Source organism: Petrimonas mucosa, assembly GCF_900095795.1.
Lineage (GTDB): Bacteria > Bacteroidota > Bacteroidia > Bacteroidales > Dysgonomonadaceae > Petrimonas > Petrimonas mucosa.
Map to the genome: position 1 here is coordinate 1406425 of NZ_LT608328.1, position 19750 is coordinate 1426174.

Annotated in this window: 16 protein-coding genes and 1 pseudogene; 5 read left to right on the top strand and 12 right to left on the bottom strand. The window is 47.8% G+C overall.

Annotation, left to right across the window (positions count from 1 at the left end):
- Positions 1 to 4 precede the first annotated feature (4 nt).
- The 9 genes from ING2E5A_RS05565 to ING2E5A_RS05605 all read right to left on the bottom strand — a co-directional run bounded on the left by ING2E5A_RS05565 (position 5) and on the right by ING2E5A_RS05605 (position 10005).
- A complete protein-coding gene (locus ING2E5A_RS05565) occupies positions 5 to 1207 on the bottom strand; it encodes a glycosyltransferase WbsX family protein (protein WP_071136557.1) in 1203 nt (400 codons plus the stop codon).
- A 40-nt stretch (positions 1208 to 1247) separates the two neighbouring features.
- Positions 1248 to 3116 (bottom strand): glycoside hydrolase family 127 protein, encoded by a 1869-nt coding sequence (locus ING2E5A_RS05570; protein WP_154670041.1) that lies wholly within the window; start codon positions 3114 to 3116, stop codon positions 1248 to 1250.
- A 13-nt stretch (positions 3117 to 3129) separates the two neighbouring features.
- Positions 3130 to 4086, bottom strand: coding sequence for a metallophosphoesterase (locus ING2E5A_RS05575; RefSeq protein ID WP_071136559.1), 957 nt, complete (start codon positions 4084 to 4086; stop codon positions 3130 to 3132).
- A 90-nt stretch (positions 4087 to 4176) separates the two neighbouring features.
- Complete coding sequence (locus ING2E5A_RS05580) at positions 4177 to 5088, bottom strand: MBL fold metallo-hydrolase (protein WP_083373207.1); 912 nt, start codon at positions 5086 to 5088, stop codon at positions 4177 to 4179.
- An 80-nt stretch (positions 5089 to 5168) separates the two neighbouring features.
- Positions 5169 to 7448: an alpha-L-rhamnosidase-related protein gene (locus ING2E5A_RS05585; protein WP_071136561.1), complete on the bottom strand. Its 2280-nt coding sequence runs from the start codon at positions 7446 to 7448 to the stop codon at positions 5169 to 5171.
- Between the two features lie 22 nt (positions 7449 to 7470).
- Complete coding sequence (locus ING2E5A_RS05590) at positions 7471 to 8406, bottom strand: TIGR01212 family radical SAM protein (RefSeq protein WP_071138215.1); 936 nt, start codon at positions 8404 to 8406, stop codon at positions 7471 to 7473.
- Between the two features lie 107 nt (positions 8407 to 8513).
- The gene (locus tag ING2E5A_RS05595) at positions 8514 to 8954 is read right to left on the bottom strand and encodes a DUF4252 domain-containing protein (protein WP_083373208.1); all 441 of its coding nucleotides are present in this window, start codon (positions 8952 to 8954) and stop codon (positions 8514 to 8516) included.
- Between the two features lie 18 nt (positions 8955 to 8972).
- Complete coding sequence (locus ING2E5A_RS05600) at positions 8973 to 9500, bottom strand: hypothetical protein (RefSeq protein WP_071136563.1); 528 nt, start codon at positions 9498 to 9500, stop codon at positions 8973 to 8975.
- Complete coding sequence (locus tag ING2E5A_RS05605) at positions 9481 to 10005, bottom strand: RNA polymerase sigma factor (protein WP_071136564.1); 525 nt, start codon at positions 10003 to 10005, stop codon at positions 9481 to 9483. Before ING2E5A_RS05605 ends, ING2E5A_RS05600 begins: the two co-directional genes overlap by 20 nt.
- A gap of 105 nt (positions 10006 to 10110) precedes the next feature.
- Between ING2E5A_RS05605 and ING2E5A_RS05610 the strand changes: the two genes are divergently transcribed.
- From ING2E5A_RS05610 to ING2E5A_RS05620, 3 genes are read left to right on the top strand one after another with little or no spacing between them, the layout of a single operon-like run.
- The gene (locus ING2E5A_RS05610) at positions 10111 to 10674 is read left to right on the top strand and encodes a hypothetical protein (protein ID WP_071136565.1); all 564 of its coding nucleotides are present in this window, start codon (positions 10111 to 10113) and stop codon (positions 10672 to 10674) included.
- 28 nt (positions 10675 to 10702) lie between these two features.
- Entirely contained in the window at positions 10703 to 11155 is a 453-nt protein-coding gene (gene smpB / locus ING2E5A_RS05615) for an SsrA-binding protein SmpB (protein WP_071138216.1), read from the top strand.
- The gene (locus ING2E5A_RS05620) at positions 11152 to 12105 is read left to right on the top strand and encodes a nucleoside recognition domain-containing protein (protein WP_071136566.1); all 954 of its coding nucleotides are present in this window, start codon (positions 11152 to 11154) and stop codon (positions 12103 to 12105) included. The genes smpB and ING2E5A_RS05620 overlap by 4 nt, the downstream gene beginning before the upstream one ends.
- Before the next feature lie 195 nt (positions 12106 to 12300).
- On the opposite strand, the gene ING2E5A_RS05625 is transcribed toward ING2E5A_RS05620, so the two are convergent.
- Entirely contained in the window at positions 12301 to 13530 is a 1230-nt protein-coding gene (locus ING2E5A_RS05625; protein WP_083373209.1) for an IS4 family transposase, read from the bottom strand.
- A 214-nt stretch (positions 13531 to 13744) separates the two neighbouring features.
- Positions 13745 to 15352: an IS1634 family transposase gene (locus ING2E5A_RS05630; protein ID WP_071136568.1), complete on the bottom strand. Its 1608-nt coding sequence runs from the start codon at positions 15350 to 15352 to the stop codon at positions 13745 to 13747.
- A gap of 144 nt (positions 15353 to 15496) precedes the next feature.
- Here ING2E5A_RS05630 and tnpC point away from each other — a divergent pair.
- Together tnpC and ING2E5A_RS05640 are read left to right on the top strand one after the other, a co-directional pair.
- Positions 15497 to 16591: pseudogene (gene tnpC / locus ING2E5A_RS05635) on the top strand (IS66 family transposase); the annotation flags it as partial.
- 84 nt (positions 16592 to 16675) lie between these two features.
- Positions 16676 to 18067 carry an IS5 family transposase gene (locus ING2E5A_RS05640; RefSeq protein ID WP_394332597.1) on the top strand — a complete coding sequence of 464 codons (1392 nt, stop codon included), beginning with the start codon at positions 16676 to 16678 and terminating at the stop codon, positions 18065 to 18067.
- A gap of 360 nt (positions 18068 to 18427) precedes the next feature.
- Here the strand turns inward: ING2E5A_RS05640 and ING2E5A_RS05645 are convergent, their stop codons facing one another.
- Positions 18428 to 19642, bottom strand: a complete 1215-nt coding sequence (locus ING2E5A_RS05645; protein ID WP_071136571.1) for an ISL3 family transposase — start codon at positions 19640 to 19642, stop codon at positions 18428 to 18430.
- Between the last annotated feature and the right edge of the window lie 108 nt (positions 19643 to 19750).

The following is a 19750-nucleotide window of genomic DNA, read 5'->3' on the forward strand; positions in this document are numbered from 1 at the left end:
TTGCTCAATACCGGTCGTATTTCTTTTCAATAAAGACCTCCTTCACTGCCTCCAGGTATCCGAATCCGTTGAGCATGTCGGGCAGCAGATAACTTCCCTCCACCCATTCGTTCCAGGCATTGATTGTGATCAGTTTCGGCTGGTCGGGATGCTGGTCGGCATACTCTTTTGCCTTCGAGAGCAGTGCGGCAAAACTGGTTGGGGTGTTGTGGTAATGTACCACATCCTTCATCCCCTTGGCCGGGAAGCGCGGGGTATCGTCCCATCCGATCGAGACACACGGGAAAACCGGAATATCCAGTATCTCGTCCATCTGCTCCCTGATCTTGATCGAGTTTGCCCCGTAGAGAAGATAGTCTTCGTTCATTCCACCCATGTTATACATGGCCACGCTGTTGAATCCCATTGCGTCGACATCTTCCCTGAACTTGCGGGCGCGCTCTTCCGACATGTAGGATCCGCCTCCCTGGTTCCACTGGATGTGTAATCCCGGGAATCCCGCCTTTTCCACCTCCTCCCGGAAATAGTCGAGCGCCTTGCGGGTCTCTTCGGCACTTCCGCCAAAACTCTGCATCAGCTTCTCAACACTGAAAATGGAGAAGAGGGGCCGACCATCGATCTTGAAGTAGTTGGGTTGTTTGAAATATTGATTGATGACCCGGTCGACAATGATCTTGTAGTTCTTCCAGTCCACTTTGGCATCCCAGAGAATGGAGTCGTTATCGCCGTAGCGGTGATAGTTCCAGTAGTTGTGCTTTACATCGTGGTTCGCCCACATGATATAGAACTGCATCTTGCCGTTATTCCTGGCTTTCAGGAAGCCGTCGTTCAATGCGCTCTCCAGGTATGGACCCTCTTCATACCAGTACCAGTCATACACAAATACATTGACCCCATGGTCCACGGCAACGTCGATCCACCGTTCCACCACCTCCGGGTCGTTGTCCATCTCGTATCCCCACAGTGGTTGACGGGGCTGGTAATGCCCGTCGTACCTCGGATTCCCCTTTTTTATCACCTCCCATTCGCCGGTGCCGTCTGCCCACAGTTTTGCCCTGCCCAGGGAGTCGTCGTGGCACGAAGGCCAGATGTATGCCGCCACATAGTATTCATCAGGTTTCTGCTTCTTTGCTCCGCCCGTTCCTGCACAGGAAAAGGCGACCAGCAAAACTCCGGTAATCAATGCCAGGTTCTTGATTCGATTCATCGTTTTCTCTTTTTTAAAAGTTATACAAGTAGGTTCTCACTCAATATCTGGGATCATACAGCTGCGGGAGCCAGACATTGAAAAATGGATAGTCCGTCATGGTATTTCCAGCCGAGGCGTAGTCACACAGCTCCACCTCCACGGGAGAGGCTCCTGTCTCGGTGTAGGACTCGGGCATAAACCGGGCCGAGAAGATCATCCAGATGTCCGGATTGTTGCTCTTTTTGGGCGTTACCTCTATATATCCCTCCTTATCGCTAATTGGTGCAAGGATCGCTTCAAGTCCCGGACCGTTGAGTCTCTCGTCGCGGGTCAGTACAACCGGACCCCGCGTGATGGCCTTGTAGACCGGTTTCTCGCCGGTTGAATGCACCTTGGCACGCATGTCCAAAGAGATCGAGATCTTGTCGTTCTCTTTCCAGGTTCTTGAAATGGTCAGATATTTTCCGGGCACTCCACCTTCAACCGGTTCGCCGTTGACCCGCACGGTGCTTTTCTCGCTCCATCCCGGAATGCGGATAGCCAGTGAGAACTGTTCCGGCTTTTTCAGCTTCACGCTGATCGCGATCTCTCCCGATAGGGGATAGTCGGTCTGCTGCTCGATAACCACCGCATTGCCACCGGGTGTTTTCAGTTCATACACTCCATCGATATAGAAATTGACCGCTGCACCCTTTTCAGATGCCATCACTGCGGTGTGAGGGATGGTAAAGAGTCCGCGTGGCCCACTCGCATTGCAGCAGTTGAGCCCCATGCCACACTGTTCCGACCCTTCGAGACGTTGTCCCGACAGGGGTGTATACTTGGCCCAATCGGAGCCGTCGGGACGCATCGCCCCCAACAGTGCATTGTAAAATGCAATCTCGATGGCATCGGCATACTTCGCCTCTCCGGTGAGACGCAACAATTGCTGGCTGAACTTGATCCATGTGGCGGTCACGCAGGTCTCCTGGAAGTGATTGATAGGAATCGCCTGCAGTGCCTTGCCTCCAAACCAGGCTTCCATGGCGGCACCCGATCCTGCAATGTTGATCTCCGTATCGAGAATGCTTTGCCACGTTTTCTCCGCAGCCTCCCGGTATAGCGGTTTACCCGTCAGCCGGTGCAACTCGGTCAATCCCTCGTAGCACGACATCATCTCGTACGCTTTTTGTCCCTGCTCCCATCCGTACCAGCTCTTTTCAGGCTTAGGGAAGCGTTCTCCTACCGGAAGATCCGATTTTGAGATGAGCTGTGGTCCGTCGATGCTTTTATCTTCCCACTGGCGGACAATCTCCTCGGCAAAATCGAGATACTTCTTGTTGCCGGTGCGCACGTACAGCTGCGTGATCGGTTCCAGCACCGACGAGGCTGCCATCCCGCGATGGTTTCCCAATTTCACGATCGGGGTCTGCTTCTCGTTCAACTCCCTGATCAGGAAGTCGGCCTCCTTTACGGCAGCATTCAACGATGTCTTCTCACTCGTGATGTCGTAGTAGGCAATCAGCCCCAGCATCACATATTTCCTGCCCCAGATGTCCCATGCCATCAGCCGGCTTTCAGGGGCATAGTTACCGATATATCCCTCTTTGGTCTGGGTGGCGATCAGCCCCTTTACGGCATTGTCCAGCTTCTGTTTCAATTCGGGTGTCGGATGATACCGGTATGCCAGTACTGCCGAGGTAAACCATTTGCCCCAGAACTCGCCCTGCCAGCAACTGTGTTCGTCGTGACGGGTGAAAGGATCGATCAGCTTATCGATATCCTGTGCGAGTATCCTGTTGTTGTAGGACGCCTGAAGTTTTTCTCCCACCTTTTCGCGGATGATTGCCGAAGTGGCCGGCGAGTAGCTATCTTTCACTACCGGTTTTACCTGAGCCGAAAGTATCGTGCTGCTCAGCAATAATAGAATAAGAAGAGAATGCCTCATAATGTTGACTGTTTTATTTGATGAACTTTACATCGGTGAATGAGAAGGAGGAGTTGTCTTCCAGCGTATTGTCCAGGTACGGGCTGTACATTTTGGCCGATATGGTGCCCTTTTCGGTGTCGATATCGAGTAGCCGGATATACCCCTCATCTTTACGTTGATAATCCTGAAGGATCTGATAGATATTGTTTCCCTCCGTCCCCTGGTCCACCCTCCAGGAGCTCCAGACGGTATGCCCGCTGAGCACCATCAGCACATTTTTGTTGGGTCTGATATATTTCTCGAAGATATCGACTACGTTCATGTCGCCATAACCGGCATTGTTGGTGGCAATCTCACCCCTTCCGGTAAGGTGGTAGTGTGTAAGGATAATTGCATTGTGATCGGGATGCTCCTTCAACACCCTGTCCATCCATTGGGCCGCTGCTTCACGGGCGCAGAACTCCAGGGTCACGACAATCCAGTTTACATTGCCTGCACGGAACGTGTAGTAGGCGTTGTCGCTCTTGTTCTTTTCAAACCTCCCTTTTTGCAACGGGAACCGGTTGACCGGGAAAAAGTAGTTGAACTTATGGGTGTTGCGCAGGTTCGCATTTACATTACCCGGGGCCGCACTTCCACTGAACTCTCCCACGGCTCCTGTATCGTGGTTTCCTAATGCGATGGCATAAGGGATATCTGCCCTGTCTAATATCCGCATGCCTACCGAGGCCAACTCCCACTGATCGAAGTTGTTGAAATTTACCAGATCACCAACATGCAGTACTATCGGTGCTTTCAGCGAATCGGCCTTGGCGGCAATCCACTCGATCTGGGAAAAAAAGATTCCCCGTTTTCTGGTTACGCTCTCCTGGGTATCGGGGATTACCGGGATGGTGAATTTCTGGGCAAAAACAGCCCCAATGCTCAACATCAACACCCCCCACAAGCAGAAAAGTCTGCTCCCTGAAGTTTTACTCAAAGTTTTCATCTCTGTTGTATTTAGCAGTTAGTGATTTGTTTTGTCTCGACCTTTCGTCCGCTACTCTTTAGATTGCCTTCAGGATCTTCTCTTATTCTCTCATACTGAAAATCTGGCTCCATCAAAAGCGGTGATGATCTGCTCTGTCTGCATGTTGATCTCCACATTCCGGTGAGAGGGGTGGCAGTTGCGTGAGAGGTGTGTCAGGATAATCTGGCTCTCCGGGGTTAACACCTTATCCTTGAACAGCTGTCTTTTCATCATCCTGATGGAGGGGATGCCGTTGTGGCTGAAGATGCAATAGTAGACATCAGACCCCCAGGTTGCATCCCAGATAATGGCATCGAGCCTCATCTTCTTCAACAGATTCCAGGTTTTTATCGTCAGCCATCCTCCATCCAGGGCATAGAAGAGTGACTTCCCCGCCGAGGAGAAGATATAGTGCAGACACTGTTCACCGGTATCTGCGCGAAAATGGTTGGCCTCTACAGGCGTGATCTCGATTCCATCGATTGAGAAGGGCTCGAAACAGTTTACCGGTCTGACCGTGCAGCCGCTCTCCTTTTCGAGCGTTGTGAAGTAGCTTGCGGCATGATGCTCTACCCAGAGGTTCGGTTTATGCTGCCGGTTGCCCTTGGTTGCGATTTTTCTGATCGAATCGATATTGAAGTGGTCACCGTGGGTGTGCGTGATCACAATATCGGTGATCGCACCGGGATCGATCTCAAAGATATCCAATGCTAACGGTACGGTTTCACCACAATCCACCAGAATGGAGCCGTTGATCAGAATGGAGGATTGCCCTCGATAGGTACCGGATAACAAGAGATCCCTCTTTTGGGGATACTCTTTTACATCCCAATCGGCAGCTCCGGAGCCCAAACAGAGTATGGAGAAAGTTTCCCGGGGGGCACTGTTCCGGTCTCCTCCATTCATATCCGCCTTTACCAGCGGAATAGCCAACGATCCCATCGAGGAGCGGGCGATAAACTCTCTTCTTGTTATTCTCATGATATTTAATAGTTTACTCTTGTTTCAATCGTATGGTCGGCCTTCCGGCCGAGCTCCCTCCCCGGTTGAGGTCACCTCTCTTATCTCTCAACCGAGAAACGGTGCTTTCCAGAACCTACATTTTCAATGACCGAGAAGTTTCCTTCCCTTTTGTATGTTACGGTTTTGCCATCCATGCGCACTGTCTGTTTTCCCGAATAGAAAGGCAAGTAGATGTTGGCCGTGGTATTGGCCGGGAGCTCCACCTCGAGCTGAAACGACCGGTTGGGCTGGTTGACGAACCCTACCGTAACATCACCCCTGATGGTGGGATGTTTTATCTCGGCGTGACCGAGTTCGCCGGGTTGGGGCTTGATCCTGATTTTCCTGAATCCGGGCTCCATCGGTTCTATCCCCATCAGTTTGCGGGGAATCAGGTTGGCAGGCGCGGCTCCCCATGCGTGGTTCCAGTCCTGGTTGGGCTTATATTTGTTGTCCCATGCCTCCAATGTGATGGTTGAGCCCACACGGATCATGTTGTACCAGCTTCTCTCGGCTGTCGAGGTGAGCAGTTTCAGTCCATACTCCGCATCGTGGGCATCATAAATGCCGTCGAGCAGGAACTGCGATCCGTATACACTGCATGCCATCCCGCGCGAACGGATAAAATCGACCACGCTCTGGCGATGCTTTTCAGGAACGAGTCCGAATGCGAGCGGAAACATGTTTGCATGGAGCGAAGCATGGTTGGTGCCGATACCGTCTACATAGACCCCTCTCTTCCTGTCAAAAAGATAGGTGTTGAAAGAGCGTTTGAGCAGGTCGGCCCGTTCTTGATAGAATTTCTGGTCGTTGCCTTTGCCCAGGGCTTCCGCAATCTGCGCCATCAGTGTTAATGCCCGGTAGTGGAAGGCATTGACCACGGTATTCACATCTGTAAAGACAAAACCGTCGGTTTCACCCCCTTCCTCCTTTTCTAGTCCCAGGATGCCGGTATGTGGCCAGTCGACAATATCCCGCAGCTGTCCCTTGAAATGGATCGATTCCAGAACTTCGGGGGTAACCTTTCCGGTGGTTGTACTGATAAATCCGTTCTTGTCCGCAAGTGTCGTCAATGTCTTGGCCTTGAGATCGGCATAATGGTGCTCCATCGATTGCCTGTTCCCGGTATACATGTAGTCTTCCCACGCCATCAGTACCGATTGCAGGATCCATTCGGTGGGCCAGGTGGGGTGGTGGATCAGATACTCGTGGGAGTATCGGGCCATGTTATACTCTCGAGCCACGCTATAGTGAGACAGCTGATTGATTACCGCATCACCCTCGTAAGAGATCCTCTCCCTGTCGCCATCGATGTAAACCCCCAGGAATGAGGTCGCCTTAATGGAGTATTTGCAGATCTCCCACACCTGGTTCAGTACCGTATCGGAACTATGGAAGTGGGAGTCGTGCTCATTGAAGGGATAAGAGGCGCTCTCCCGCACCACGTCCTTCTCTTGCAGGGGATGGGAGTAGTTCTCAATTTCACAGTATCGGAACGGGGTAACCTCGCCGATATACTCGGGCATCAGGACGGCCTGGGGACCGGTATTCCGCTTGTCGGGACGAATCACGATCAGATAGGTGTTCCACCCTTTCCGGGGTTTGACCGTATAGCGTGAGTAACGGATTGTGCCACCTGGCGACCGGTCGATCCGACCCTCTTTCACCGCTTCACCCAAATGGATAATCACGCTGTCGGCATCATTGTCGGAGTAGAGGTTGATTCGCAGCCTTCCAAAGGCGTCCTTTCCGAAATCTGCAAAATAGCTGTTTCCATTCAACTTTTCAAAACGAACCGGATAGTTGTCCTCTCTCTGGATAGGATACCTGTCAGTTGCGTAGTTGACCAGCTTGTCGGCCATCTTGAACCGTGCCGTTTTTGAGAAATCCGACTCCCTACCGTGGTTGTCCCAGGTCTTAACTTTCCAGAAGTAGACCGCTCCGGGCGTGAGCTCTTTTCCCTCGTACAAGATGTGGAGAGAGTGGTCGCTCTCAATCTTGCCGGTGTCCCACATGTCGCCCTTCTCACTCTCCAACAACTCCAGGGTAGAAGCTACCAGTATGCGGTAGGCCGTCTGATAGCTGTTCTCCTGATCTGAACCGAACCTCCATCCGAAGACCGGTCGCTTGGTAGATATCTCGGCAAACTGCCAGTTTTCCCGATAGAGCATTGCCTTCTCCAGTGGAGTATCTGCCAGATATCCATTCAGGAAAGCCTGGTCTGTGTTCTGTAGCATATTCACCGTTAAGCCATGTGGTGAAAGTACTTCTTGCGCGGCCACCTTGCAGCAGGCAACAAGCATGCAGATCATCAATAATGTAAATCGTTGTCGTAACATTGTTTTTATTAGTAATTAGATATTATGAATCCTTTACACTGAACTTCCGTCCCTGCCAGGTCTCCCTTTTCAGGAACCGCTTCATCACCTTGTCGGTCAGTTCATAATTCTTTACTCCCCAATCGGGTGCAATCAGCAGTGACGGGGGAGATTGCGAGGCAAACCGTTCAATGTAGAACGAGGGATTGAGCCGTTCGGAGAAATCTACGCAGAGATCCACATACTCGTCGAGCTCGAACAGGTGGAATGACTCGGGGAGCAACCGGTACTCCTTTGCCATTGCCGTTCCTCTGATAATCTGCAGTTGATGAAGCTTGACGGTTGTCAGTGGCAATCTGGAGATTTCATCGGCATGTCGCAAGATATCGTCATACGTCTCCCCCGGCAACCCAAGAATGAGGTGCGCACCCACCGGGATACCCCGTTCGGCCGTTTTGATGATCGCCTCTGCCGATTCTTCCCAGCTGTGTTGCCTGTTGATCCTTTCCAGTGTTTTGTTGAGAGTGCTTTCCACGCCATACTCAATCAGGAGAAATCTCTCCCTGCCGAGTTCCTCAAAATAGTCGAGCAGCTCCCCGGGCATGCAATCGGGGCGTGTGCCGACGATCAATCCCACTACGTCGGGGTACGCGAGTGCCTCCTCGTATAGGGCTGTAAGCTTCTCAATCGTGTCGTATGTATTGGTATACGATTGAAAATAGGCCAGATATTTCATCTCCGGGTACTTGTGCGAGAAGAAACCGATCCCGTCGCGCAGCTGCTCCGAAACGTTTTTGGTGGGCTTTCCATACCCCGGGCTGAAACTTTGGTTGTTGCAATAGGTGCATCCGCCGCGACCCTTGCTCCCATCCCTGTTCGGACAAGTAAAGCCGGCATTGATGGAAATTTTCTGCACCTTAAAGGCAAATTTCTGTGAGAGGAATTCTGCAAAATCGCGGTAGGGTTTGGCTGGCTGCATCTGTTTTTCTTTGCTCGTTTGATGGACAAAGATAATCAAAAATAGAAAAACGGAAACCGGATATTGCATCCAGTTCCCGTAACAGTATGATAATTTAAGAGTAGTAGTTATTTTTTTTGGGCATAGAGATTTAACGTCACCATGATGTTGCCTGGATTTTTTATAAAGTTCACCTTGGCTATTCCCTGATCGGTAATCTTCTCATATGTCTCTACCCGGTTTTTCCCGTTTCGCACGATTGAAACCTGTTCGTACTTGTCAGCTTTGAGAGCTGTTTCCACCTCCCGGGTAAAGCTTTCCTCGAGTGACTTCTCCCCCCCATTTAGTGTGAGCATCCGGCGTCCCAGGCTTGCGTTCGATTTCTCGAAGACCCAGAGATCGGGGCTTCCGGCATCGTTCAGTCTCTCTACCATACCCGGCTTTTTTTGATAGACATAATTGAACCGTTCATCTTCCATGTACTTCTCGAACAACTTTTCGAGTTGTTGAGCCGATGTGCCGGCGGCAAAGGCAAGCATCATCAGTGTAATTGATAGAATCTTCTTCATTGTTACTTTTTTTATTTGTTATTGTTGATTTCCAGTTTCGATATAATTGATCTTTTGAGACAGGTTCCGGAAGATCTTGTCGGCATCCATCTCGTTTTGTATCGCGTTTACCTCTACTACGGGCTGGTAGCTGGTACGTATGATTTCATATGCTTGCATAAACATCTTGTCGGCATATTGCTGCGCTTTCCTGGGGTTGGTAACTGCTCTTCCGTTGATGAAGACCGTATAGTCATCGGGCGATACTCCGTTTTCCTCTTTTATTGGAAAGAGAATGATTACTAGGGAAATAATTGCGGCTGCACCTGCTACGGCGCTCCATAAGACTTTGGATAGCCTGGGTTTGCTCTTTTTACTGGCCGGAACTTCAAACTGGGGGGCAGCAATCTGCCTCTCCCTGTCGAAAGCTGCAAAAAGTGGCTTGTAAACCTCATGCTCCGGAAGAACAGTGTTGCTCCTGAAATACTCTTTCAGCTGTCTCTCCTCTTCAGGCAAGGCCGAGCCCTCAAAATAGCTGTTCAATATGTTATCGATATTGTTGTTCATATAGCACTCTCTCCTGTTTTTGGTGGGTTAGAATCATCTCGCGAAGCTTTTTTCGGGCTCGCGACAAGTTTACGGTAACCGCGTTCTCTGTCAATGACAAAATCTCTGCAATTTCTGCAGTCTCCATCTCTTCAACATCCTTCATCCTGATTATGGTTCGTTGCATCTCGGGTAACATGTCAATCATTCTACTGATCATATTCACCATGTCGGCCTCTTCCGCAAGTTGATGGGGGCAGGGTTCGGAATATGGCATGTTTTTGGGGATCTCCCCGTTAGGTTGTTGCTTTCGCAGCAGATCGATACAGAGGTTTCGCATCGATGTGAACAGAAAGGCCTGCCGGTTTTTCACTGCCTCCAGATCTATCCGTTTTTCCCATAACCGTACCATCAACTCCTGGTAGGCATCCTTCGAGAGGCTTTCGTCCTTTAGTACCGAGCGTGCCATCCGGTACAGTTTATCGGAATAGCACAGGATCTGATGTTGAAATTGCTGAGCGTTCATACAATTCTATAGACGACTGACCGGGAAAAACCTTACATCGTCCGGCGGTTTTTTTCAAAGATAATACAATAATTCATTACCTTTGCACTTCAAAATCAAAGGGGAATGGTTAAAAACATCATTCAAGCGATTTTCTTTCTTATCGCCGCTCCTCACAGAGGATGGAGGAGGGTTGCAGATAGGGATGTTGAGCAACAGGATTTTATCAGTAATTTCCTCTTTCCGGTATTTGGATTCATTGCCATTCCTGCATTTGTCGGCGGAATGTGGCTGACCGATAACGGAGGCATCCACTGGGGATTAAAGCAGGTAATTATTCTGGTGTCTGCCCTCTTCGGCGGATTTTACCTTGTGTCGTATCTGCTGAATGAGCTCTTTCCGAGATTCGGGTTGGTCAAGCAGTTGCATGTGGCACAACTCTTTGTTGGTTATTCGTCGGTGGTGGTATACTTGTTGTTCTTCCTGATGCCGCTGCTCCACGGGGCCGGCTATCTGTGGTTCGCCGCAATCTATACGCTCTATGTAGTCTATGCGGGTGCTGAAGTGTTTTTATGTGTAACTGCGAACAAAAAACTGAGTGTCACTGTTATTGCGTCACTGTTGATTGTTGTTGTCCCAGTTGGTTTGTCGCTCCTGTTGAAATCGTTGATGACCATACTTCCCGGTTGATGTATGCCGTTGGAAAGTTTGAATGAAAATGAAACAAACACCCATAAATATAAAGAATAAGCGAGCCACGTTCGATTACGAACTGCTGGATACCTATACCGCAGGTATTGTACTTACCGGGACCGAAATAAAATCGATCCGCCTGGGCAAGGCCAGCCTGGTGGATACCTATTGCCTCTTTGAAAGAGGCGAACTCTGGGTAAGGAACATGCATATCGCCGAATACTTCTACGGAACCTACAACAATCACGCGGCACGGCGAGACCGGAAACTGTTATTGAACAAGAGCGAGTTGAGGAAGCTTCTCCGTGCCACCAAGGAGACCGGATTTACCATCGTCCCGGTACGTCTGTTCATCAACGAGAAGGGACTGGCAAAACTGGTCATTGCCGTTGCCAAAGGTAAAAAACAGTACGATAAGCGGCAATCGCTGAAGGAAAAAGAGGATAAGCGATCAATGGACAGGATGTTTAAGAAATGAGCTTTTTCAAGGATATAGTTCTCCCCTCCATAAAGAAATCGGGAAACACAACACTCTGGTTGCTCAAGATCATCTTGCCCATCTCCTTATTGGTCAGGTTTCTCGATTATTTTGGGATATTGGCATTCGTTGCACAATTTCTCGATCCCGTTTTCCTCCATCTCGGCCTGCCGGGGAGCACTGCAATTATATTCATCACCAGTATCTTTCTTCCCCTTTATGCTCCGCTGGCGATCATCATGTCGATGACGGTGCCCCTGCGTGAACTGACCATTTTGGCGCTGATGTGCCAGATCGCCCACAGCCTGCCGGTTGAAAGCGCCATTCAGGCAAAGACGGGAACCTCCTTCTGGTCTATGTTCTCGTTGCGGGTTGTTGTCAGCATTCTTGTTGGCATTTCACTTAACCATATTCTTCCCGCCGACATGGGGATGCCTCTTTTCGTCAAGATAGATGCCGAGGCAATGACCTCTATCGCCGACGTACTGCTCCTCTGGTTGAAGGGATCTTTCCAGATGTCGTTGTTGATCTTTACAATCATCACCTCCTTGAATGTTCTCTACAAGCTTCTGGAGCAACACAACCTGACTACAAAACTCTCCAAGGCCATCGAGCCGCTGTTGCGGTTCTTCGGATTGCCTGCAAGCACTGGATTTCTCTGGCTTATCGGTTATATTGTCGGCCTGGCATATGGAGGAGCATTGATGATTGACCAGATGAGTGAGGGAAAGGTAAGCCGGAAGGATGCCGAACTGTTGAACTACCACCTGGCCGTCTCGCACTCCGTAATCGAGGATAACCTGCTCTTTGTCGCCCTGGGCGTATCGATATGGTGGATTCTCGGTGTTCGGCTGCTGGTCGCCTGGATCGTAGTCTGGCTTCGCCGGTTTCTCCTGAAGATGAAACAAAAAGTCCACTTCCCCTATAGAGGTGAAGGTGTTAAGCAGTAAGTTGCAGCTGGTGAATGGATATGGCTTTCTCATTAAAAAATTGATCATTTTTTTCGTTTCTTTTCTTGTTTATTATAGTTAAATTTTTACTATTAACCGACTAAACTTAAAATCAGTCGATATTTATTTTTAGTTTACTGTTTATTAATTAGTTGTATTTCTTGCTTGCCTTTTTTCAAAAAGCTACCCCCCCACTTAGAACAACGACATCTGCACGTTTGCTGGACTTTTATTTCTACTTTTTGTGCGTTTAGTGTAGGCTCTGCGTCCTTCGGTTACTACCCATGTTAAGTTCAAATGGCTTATTAGGTGTATCCTGATCAAAGCAGCAATGGTTGAAAACGCTTTTTTGCTTTCGGACAAAACCCTTACAACGTTCAACAGCAAGTGTGCAATCAGCGTACACCAGATTTGCGTTTTTATTCCGTTCTCTGTTTCTGAGTAAAAGAAATGCAACTGAAAGTTTTGTTTCAGTTTCTTGAACGTCAACTCTATCGTCCAGCGGTATTTATAAATCAAAGCCACCTCTTCGGGCGTTATTTCCCAATTGTTGGTGATAAACTTGTACTTTCTGCCTTTTTCGTCTTTGTAGTAAACCAAGCGAAGACATAGCGTTTCGGGTTTCTTCTCTCGCTTATACTCCAAATGAATGTGTCCTATCTTATAAACGCCAAATTCTTCTTTTGTGAGATTTTTTTCAAAAAGAACCTCCTGTAATTGGGCTTTGGCATTATCTTTCAGGCGGCAGACGAAATTTACGCCCTCCCTTGTCCAATCGGCAAACTGCTGATAAAAGTTGTAGGCTTTATCGAAAACCAACATACTGCCTTTTGCCGGATTTAGATGTGCCAGAAACTTTTTGTCATGCATTTTGGCTTCGCTGATAGTGGCAAAAACCGCCGTGTCGGCGTGTATGTCGGTCAGCATATGCACTTTTAGCCCGCCTTTTTTCTTGCCGTCATCTTTACGGTTGCGCCCAACACCCTTCATGACTTCCGAAAACAGAGTGAATGTGCTTGAATCAAAGGCGTAGAATTCTTCAAAACTCACATCTTTTTTTCGGCTGACCGACAAAAGCGGACGAAAATAAGCTATCAATGCAAAATAATAAAGCTTGAAAAGCTCTTCGCTTCTGTCGCGCAAAGCATCGCCTGCAGTGCTTTTAGCCGGCGAACAGTCCATATTCAGGTAATTCAATTTGCCTTCCAAAGCTCGCATGCTGTCGCACACTTCGCCCATCGAATCGCAGCGTGAAAATATCCCGAATAGCATGACAATTAGCTGATCCCATGAAAAAAAGGTTTTATAATAACGGTCGCTACCGCATTGTTGTACCAATAAGTCAAACTGCTCGCGTGGCAGCATTTTTACAATTTGTTTAAAAATCGGCTGACCGACTAAATTTTTTGTCTTACCTTTGCTCATAGTTGAAAATTTGCGTTGCAATACAAATTTACAACTTAGGGGTGAAACTTAGGTGGAACCCCTACTTTTTTCTAAATATTTTTGTCGGTCAGTAGTGATTTAAAATAGAAAAATTTGGTTCTATATGAAATACTGTGGGTAGTCAAATTTGAGTTTGCCACAGGTAAAGTAAATCATGTTAATAACCGAAAATCCCGTGCTTTTGTAACCATATTTACAGCTCTCTTCCCGATGTTCTTTCCTTACCCTTGAAGGTGTATGGTATCTCCAGGAGGTCGAAGACTAGTCGCTGAGCCGCGGTGGGTGTGGAGTACACATCCTTGTATTTTCCCTCGAAGTGAACCCTTGCATAAGTTTCCACCTTGCGCAACATATCTTGTTCAGACCAGTGTTTGCGTTTCTTCTTGTCAATCTGGCCCACCATTTTTCGTAACCTTGCAAGGATGATCAGAGAGATGAAGGTCACGAAAATTTTACCCTTGATCGTCTGCTCGCTATGGTTCTTCAGGCGTCTCAAGTCCAGGAGATTCTTCTCATCATCGAAGTACAATTCCACACCGTTTCTCTCCCGGTATTGTTCCAGTGCCTGAACCGCCGTTTTGGCTGAGGTAGAGATCAGTACCCAGTAACAACTGTCACTGTTGATGAACTCCTGTATCGCCTCATCGTTATAATTCACCGACCGGCCCCGAACGGGGGTCTCCTTGACGATGAAGTAACGCTCATACATCGTCCGGTGTGATTCTACAAGCTTGTCTGCTTCCAGCTCATCTTTCAAAGCCCTTAGCTTTTGCATGAAAGAGGCTATGATCTTGTCTTTTCTCGCGGGGTCAAAATACAGGTGATACCAGGTTCTGCCATGAGCAGGGGTAGTCTTGTAGATGGTCTTCCCGTACATGATACTCCCATTTTGCTCGATCAGGTTCCCCGGGCGCACAAGTGTGTCGCGATGTTCCGCGATCAATTTCTTTTGCCATGCGACATTGGACGGCACCGGGATGGTGAACTTGTAGCCCTCGCGTGACAACAGCTCAAGGTTGTAGTCACTATAAAAACCGCGATCACCCACGAAGGTAAACCTTGGGACTTCCATCTTCTTCATCATCGACAACACCTGATCCAGGATCACCTTGTCGGACATGCTCCCGGGGAGCACCTGGTACCACATAGGCAGCCCGCTCCCACACGAGGTCAGCAGTGCCAGGTTGATTTGCTCGAGGTTTTCCCTATCCCTGTTGTACCCGTACTCCGCGTAAGGGTTTCGTTTGCCGTAGGTACTCACGCTGGTCAAATCGAATAGCTGGCTCCCTTTTTCCGCGTGTTCCCCCGCCCAGAGTTGAAAGAACGTGTTCACCTTGTCTTGCTTCAATCTCTCGAGCAATTCGGATACCCTTTGTGAACTCAACCCCATATTCCCCAAACCGCGCTGCTCCAACCAGTCTTCCGCGTTGCTCAATGCCTTCCCCCGACATATCTGGTAGTAAGACAACGCGATGATCTTGCGGGCATCATTTTCCCCGAAGCTCTCGGTCAAAACGCGTGAAACACCAGTATCCCGGGTCACCTTGTCAAGTATCATCGTCTCTCCAACGAATGTGGTGTTGGATACCTCGTTGGGCTTCTTTACCTCTGCGGCTAGTTGATGCATCTTTTCCCGGTTCCTATAGTAAGTGTTGTAAATAGCCTCACCATCTGCCCCCTTCTTGCCAATACAGGTGCGCTTGTGCGTTGAGTAACCCTTTTCCCTGTCCCAGTATGACTCATCCTCGTAGAGATATACCGTTCCATTCTTCGCCTTGATCTCGATGACCCTTTTTCCCATGACAATGAATCTTCAATATGGTTACAAATGTAACCATATTGTTTGAGAAAAACAAGGGTTTTCCAAAATATTTTCACTATTTATCAGTAAATTACGTGTGATTGACAATAATCTGGTTAGAAAAAAGCGGGAATTTCAGTTTTAAAAAACAAGCCATCACAGGAGTCTGGAGAGGAGCCTTCTCCCATTGTTACGGCATCCCTGCCGACAAGATACCGGCCTATCGCACGCAGCTATGCCGGAGCCTCACTTTTGGCGGAGCTGATGATAAACAAGTATGTAAATCATCTCCCTTTTTACCGCCAGATACAGATGATGAAGCAGATGGGTGCCAATCTGCCACCACCCACGGTCAATGATTGGTTCAAAGATACGGCCGATTTACTAAGACCGCTTTATTATCGTCTCAAGGAGCTCGTTCTTGCCACCGATTACATCCAGGTGGACGAGACAACCGTGCCCGTGATCAATAACGAGAAGCATAAAACCGTCAATGGATACATGTGGATGGTGCGTTCCGTCATGGACTCACAGCTCTTCTTCCATTATGACCATGGTTCAAGGGCCCAGAATGTTGCCTTGTCCCTGTTGAAAGACTTCAGTGGTGCCATGCAGACGGACGGGTACGGCGTGTACAAGATCTACGAGCAGAAACAGGGCGTACTGCCCCTTGGATGTTGGGCCCATGCCAGAAGGAAGTTTGAAGAGTCATTGAAAAATGACAGGTCCAGGGCCGAATATGCCCTTGAGCAGATCGGCCTTCTCTACGAGGTGGAAAGGGAAGCCGATGATAAGAAACTCTCTTGCCAGGAGAGGGCGAATCTCAGGGAGAGTCATGCTTACCCCATCATGGTTGCCTTTGAAAAGTGGCTGGTGCGTGAATATGAAAAGGTTCTGCCCAAGAGCCCGATAGGAAAGGCGATAAAGTACACTTATGACATCTACCACCGTTTGACACGTTACCACCTGGATGGCAGATACCGCATTGACAATAATCTCGCCGAAAACAGCCTGAGAGGCCTGGCCCTGGGAAGAAAGAATTACCTTTTTTGCGGTAACCATGATGCTGCCGAGGATGCTGCAGTCATGTATTCATTGCTGGGGTGCTGCAAGGCTGCCGATGTGAACTTCCGTGACTGGATGGTTTATGTGCTGAGTCGTATCCACGACTATGACGAAGACTACACCAGAGATCTTGCAGAACTGCTCCCGGGCAACTACTCCAGGAGAAACCCCTAAAAACTCCACATCGACTCCGAATGTTTTGGAGGTTTTTGAAAGTCCACTTTCTTAGACCAGGAAATCATAGAATCAAATACGGACATCACCGAATGCTTACAGAACTTCAAAAGCAACCGGGGTGCCCCCACCAAAGATGCCAGGCTTGTGCTGGGAGTGATCATCATCAAACACATCATGAAGACGGACGATCGCGGGGTGATAGAGATGATCCAGGAGAATCCTTACATGCAGTATTTTCTTGGTCTCGAAGCTTTCACCTATGAACAGGTGATGACACCGTCACTGCTGGTCTCTATCAGAAAGCGAATCGATCTGGACGTCTTTGAATCATTGACAGATGATTTGATAAGAAAGGGATTAAAGCTAAAAGCCGGGGCAAAACAAGAAGAGGCTGACACGGTTACGAAGGATGATGAAGATGAAGATGGAGATGATCATGATGACGATCCGCATCCGGGTAACAAGGGTAAGCTTCAAATGGACGCAACGGTCTGTGATGCGGACATTAAGTATCCCACAGACCTGGATTTGTTGAACGAAAGCCGTCAAAAGGCAGAAGAACTGATTGATGAACTGTGTTTGAAACTGGGAGTTCAGGATAAACCCCGCACATACAGGAGAGCAGCGCGCAAGGAGTTCCTGAATGTGTCGAAAATGAAGAGAAAACCAGCCAACGTGTTACGAAAAGCGATACGCAAGCAGATCAACTACCTGAAACGGGATGTACGGATTATTAACAAGATGCTGGACACCATAAAGGATGAACCGATTCCTTTCGAGAGGCGGCAACTGAAATATTTTTTTGTCATCCAGCATCTGCTGGAACAACAGGAGACAATGTACAAGAAGAAGAGCCATCAGGTAGAAGATCGCATCGTGAGCATTCATCAGCCGCATGTTCGCCCTATTGTCCGTGGCAAGGCCAAGGCCAAGACGGAGTTTGGAGCAAAGATCAACATCAGTCTGTTGGATGGCTATGCCAGGGTAGATCATTTCCACTGGGATGCGTTCAATGAGGGGCAGGATCTTCAGTCACAGGTTGAACGCTTCAGGAAGCTGACAGGGAAGTATCCGGAGCTGGTTCAGGTGGACAAGATATATCTTACCCGGGAGAACAGACGGTTCTTGAAAGAGAAAAGAATCCGCTACACCGGGGAACCACTGGGACGAAAGCCGGCAAAAGAGATCAAGAGCAAATACCAAAAACGTAAAGAGCGACGAGAGGCTGCAGAACGCAACCAGGTTGAAGGGAAGTTTGGTCAAGGCAAGCGTGGATATGGTTTAAATGATATCCGGGCCAGACTCTCCTCGACGTCAAGGAGTTGGATAGGGGCTATCATTTTTGTGATGAATCTGATCCGGCATATGAGGGATATTCCCTTACCTTATTTTGTCTCGTTACTACAGAAGTTAATGATAGTGAGAAATATAAACATTTATCCACTCGGGCCACAAATGAAATTGTGTGCCTGATTGGGAATTAATAAGCAGACCCTAAATATCCATAATTCAGAAAGAAAGGAATTGCATTAATATTTAATCGTTAGGTCATTTATTCATCCTATGTGTTTACAAAATGTAAAGAATGAGTATAGGATAAAGAGGTGAAAAGGGGTCGGTGACACCTTTTCCGGAGCATATGCACCCAGTCTCGTCGCGAGGTGCAAAAACACAAGGTATTCCGGAGCATATGCACCCAATTTACCGGCTTAACAGCTTAACAATGTGATTGATATTTTTAGCACTTCCTGTTTTTAATCACTTTTCGGATTCCGGAGCATACCCACCCACTTGTTAATTATTTTTGATATGATTGTGTGATGTTTAATGGTTCTATATGAAATACTGTGGGTAGTCAAATTTGAGTTTGCCACAGGTAAAGTAAATCATGTTAATAAAATTCCGGGAGTTTCTATAACCCCTTGCTCTTTTTTTAGCCAATTGAATTTTTGAGTTTATTCCTTCGAGTATGCCATTTGAGATTTTACTCTTTATATATCTCACAATGCCTCTCCAGTGGGCTTTAATGGTATTTACCAATCGGATAAAAGGTTGTATTTTAGATTCCATGGCAAAGTCACACCAAAAGGCCAAATAGCTTTCTGCTTCTTCCGTGTCCTTTATCTGCCAAAAGTCCTCAAACATTTCTTTAAGCCAATATCCCTGCCCTAGCTTTGGATACATCTCGAGTAGTATATCATTCTCTGTTTGTAGTTTGTCGCTCAATTTCTTTTTCAGAAAAGTATACTTATGTCCTTTCAGCAGCTCATTTCCTGTTCGTTCTAATTTACGGAGTTCATCCATCGCCTTATTGACCTCTTTTACCACGTGAAACTTATCAAATGTTATTTGACTCTCTGGAAGATACGCTGTGCAACCCGCGATAAAAGAGGGTGACATATCTATACAAACATCTTCGATTTGAGTGGTATCTACATGTTTGCTTTCTAAATACTTTACGCTCTCTTCGATACAATCAGAACCTTTGCCCTGACAGGCGTAAAGTACACGCCGTTCGTTCAAATCGACCAAATGTGTGATGTAGTTATGCCCCTTCTTCTGTGAAGTTTCATCAAAACCGATTTGAGTTAAGTTTTCAGGGATATCTTTTTTATGTGCACGTTCTACCCAATAATTGAAAATTCCCCAGATACGTTGTGCGTAAACCTTTAACGTGGAAGCAACGCTGCTTACAGGCATTTCTTTCTCTATCAGCAACATAGAGAACGCTTCAAACAATAAAGTGAAACCACTTCCTTTTCGTGCCCAAGGTACACTTTGAACCTCCGTCTTGCCGTCAGATTGTTTTACCCGGGGTATGCGCGCATGCAAATAGCAGCGATACTGGAAAAAATTCAGATGTTGCCATGTATGATCGCTACTGTCATAAGCTGTATAATAAGCTCCGTCGGGCATTAAAAACTTTGAGCCTCGCTCAAAGTCTATGTGGATATCCAACTGTGATATGCTTGGATCAATATCTATTTTGGTAATGATCCACGGTTTTTCCAAACCTAATGCTAAAGTGAAAAGTGCTATTGAATTCATTCCACAAAGTTAATTCAATTTTAATTTACCCATACAATATCATATAGAACCGAATTTATTTGACGATAATACTCTCTTCCAATCGTACCATAGTGGAATTGAAATAAC